Annotated in this window: 2 protein-coding genes and 1 pseudogene; all 3 read left to right on the plus strand. The window is 51.3% G+C overall.

All coding sequences use genetic code 11. The features are described from left to right. Window positions 1-796 (plus strand): annotated as a pseudogene (locus DSM100688_RS11680) (hypothetical protein); the annotation flags it as partial. Between the two features lie 97 nt (window positions 797-893). Continuing rightward, on the plus strand, window positions 894-2,129 hold the full coding sequence (locus DSM100688_RS11685; RefSeq protein WP_152359259.1) for an ABC transporter substrate-binding protein: 1,236 nt from the start codon (window positions 894-896) through the stop codon (window positions 2,127-2,129). Between the two features lie 32 nt (window positions 2,130-2,161). Continuing rightward, entirely contained in the window at window positions 2,162-2,659 is a 498-nt protein-coding gene (locus DSM100688_RS11690) for a carbohydrate ABC transporter permease (RefSeq protein ID WP_170286293.1), read from the plus strand. Window positions 2,660-2,761: the final 102 nt, after the last annotated feature.

Below are 2,761 nucleotides of genomic sequence, written 5' to 3' on the forward strand. Positions count from 1 at the left end.
GCCGGCCGATGATGATGAAAACGTGTCCATACACCATTGTCACCACCCAAACCCGTCAACCATGCCCCAGGACATACCGTCAACCATGCCCCGACACATGCGTCAACTATCCGCTGAAGCTAAACAATGGGATAAATGGAGCGATTGCTATGCACAATTCGCAAGGCTGGCCCACTGGGCTCCTTATCAAGGCGATGGTCACTGGGCTGACGCCGATATGCTTCCGCTTGGCCATATCGGCATCACTGCGGAGCAGGGGAATGATCGTCAATCGCTTTTGACCGATGCCGAACAGCGGACGATGCTCACGCTCTGGAGTATGGCACGTAGTCCTCTGATGGTTGGGGGAGATCTGCCCACCAGCGAGACAAGGACGATCGAACTGCTATCCAATCCCATGCTCCGAGAGGTCACTGCCGGATCGTCGGATAATCGAGAGATTATTCGGGAACGTGTTCGTCGCGTATGGGGTGATGATTCCACGTATATCGGTGACTACATCGTATGGCGTGCCGTGGCTGCCGACCGGCCGGATGGTACTGCTTCTCTATATCCGGGAGGCGTCTATATCGCGTTGTTTTGGACGGGAGACCAACCTCATTCATGCCAGCTGGAACTGCAAAGTGCGGTCGGGGTTGCCGCTGCTACCGATCAATGGATTGTGCGTAATTTGTGGAACGGGTCCGCTCGGGACTTGATCCATATCGAAGGTCAAGGCGTGAACCGAGTCATTCATGCTGACATCGAAGCTCATGGAGTTGTTTGGTTTGTTTTGAAGAAGGAAGGTGGTGACTGATCTGGCTAAGAGCAGACGTTCATTGTCGAACCGTTCTAGCCGACATTGTTGCCTATGCAATGCAGCATAGATTCATTCTCAAGAAGGAGAAACAAAAATGGGAGTTAAGAAACTATTTGCCGGTGTTGCGGCAGTTGCCGTAACGTTGTCTTTAGCGGCTTGCGGAAGTGGGACATCTGCTTCCGGCAAAACCGAACTTAACGTTTATGTCTATGATCTGGAGACCCAGGTCTCGGCCATGTTCAAGGAATTTCAGAAAGAAAATCCTGACATTGTGCTGAAGGCAAGCTATATGCCTACGTCAGGAGACTACGCGCAAAGTCTGCAGACTCGTATTGCAGGAAACAAGACGCCGGATGTCTTCACTATCATTTCCGATAACTTGGTCGATATCAAGAATAACAAGGTCGCTCTTGACCTTTCTGGAGATGCGGCACTGGAAGGCATACCTGATACGTATCTTTCGACGTTCGCCAAAGACGGGAAAATTTACGGCATGCCGACTCAGGCTTGGATGGGATTCATTGTCTACAACAAAGATTTGGTGAAAGCCGCAGGCTATGATGAGTTTCCCACGACATGGGATGACTTCATCACAATGGGCAAGAAAATGAAATCCAACGGCGTGACATATCCCTTCCTTGAGGGTCAGGGTGCGTTCTCCTATTCGTTTGAAGCTTTGCTTGGCAGCAAGTACAAGGCCGAAGGCGAGACGGAAGTCGATCAGAAGATCGCTGATGGCAAGACCACGTTTGCGAAGGAGTATCTGCCGGTGCTGAACGTATGGAAGAAGGCGATCGATGAGGGTATCCTGACTCCTGATTCGTTGTCTCTGACGGGAGATGCGCTCAATCAGGCATTCCTGTCCAATGATCTCGGTATGTACACCACCGGTATTTGGGATGCCCCGACTCTGCAGAAGTCCGGTATGAACTATGGCGTTGCCCCATTCCCCGCATATCCCGGTGGAGAGCCGTTCGTTGCCGGAGCGGTTGATCATGGCTTCGCGATTTCGGCAAAATCTTCGCCTGAGAAGCAGGAAGCCGCCAAGAAGCTGCTCCGGTTCATCAATTCCGAGACGGGCCTCAAGCTGTATTGTGAGGGTAACGGCTATGCTTCGATTTCCTCGAAATATACTGCACCGGCTCAGAAAGGCTTTGAAGCTGCGTATGAGGCAACGGAGAAGGGCAACATCTTCTGGACCATTTTCCAAAAGGATCCTGCGCCGATTACCGCTGATCAAATCGCCAAGACCCAAGAGATGATTCAAGGTAAAACCACTCCTGAGGAATTGGTGAAATCCTTGGACCAGAAAATGCAGTCGGCTCGTTGACAGCGAGGTGCGGCACCGCGCATTATCGAGCGGTGCCGCACCTGACTCCTATCGAAAACATCAAGGATATGATTCCCATGTCTCATACATCGCAGCCGCGCGAACACAGGCACATGTCGCAGACCGCTTTTAATCGGTATATGCCGGTGGCATTTACCGCTCCGCTGCTCATTGTGTTCGTCATATTGACCCTTATTCCCTTAACGAATACGATCTGGTACTCATTCACCGACTACAATGGGTACACCAGTGAATTCAGTTTTGTGGGGTTGTCGAATTATGTATCGGTGTTGACCGACCCATCATTGCTTGGTGGACTGGGCTTCACGATCATGTTCACCGTTGCGTCGACAGCTCTGGTTACGGTTTTCGCAATCTGGCTTGCTGTGGTACTCAATAAGCAGTTTTTAGGACGCAACTTTGCTCGGTCGCTGTTTTTCTTCCTTGGAGTTCCGGCTCAGGCGATATTGGGCTTGGTTTGGCAATACATCTTTTCCCCATTGAAGTGTTTAGCTTCAGCGGATAGTTGACGCATGTGTCGGGGCATGGTTGACGGTATGTCCTGGGGCATGGTTGACGGGTTTGGGTGGTGACAATGGTGTATGGACACGTTTTCATCATCATCGGCCGGC

The sequence above is a fragment of the Bifidobacterium ramosum genome, from assembly GCF_009299505.1.
Classification (GTDB): Bacteria; Actinomycetota; Actinomycetes; order Actinomycetales; family Bifidobacteriaceae; genus Bifidobacterium; species Bifidobacterium ramosum.

Coding starts and splice junctions, on each gene's coding strand:
- DSM100688_RS11685 (WP_152359259.1), top strand. CDS start 894: ATGGGAGTTAAGAAACTATTTGCCGGTGTTGCGGCAGTTGCCGTAACG.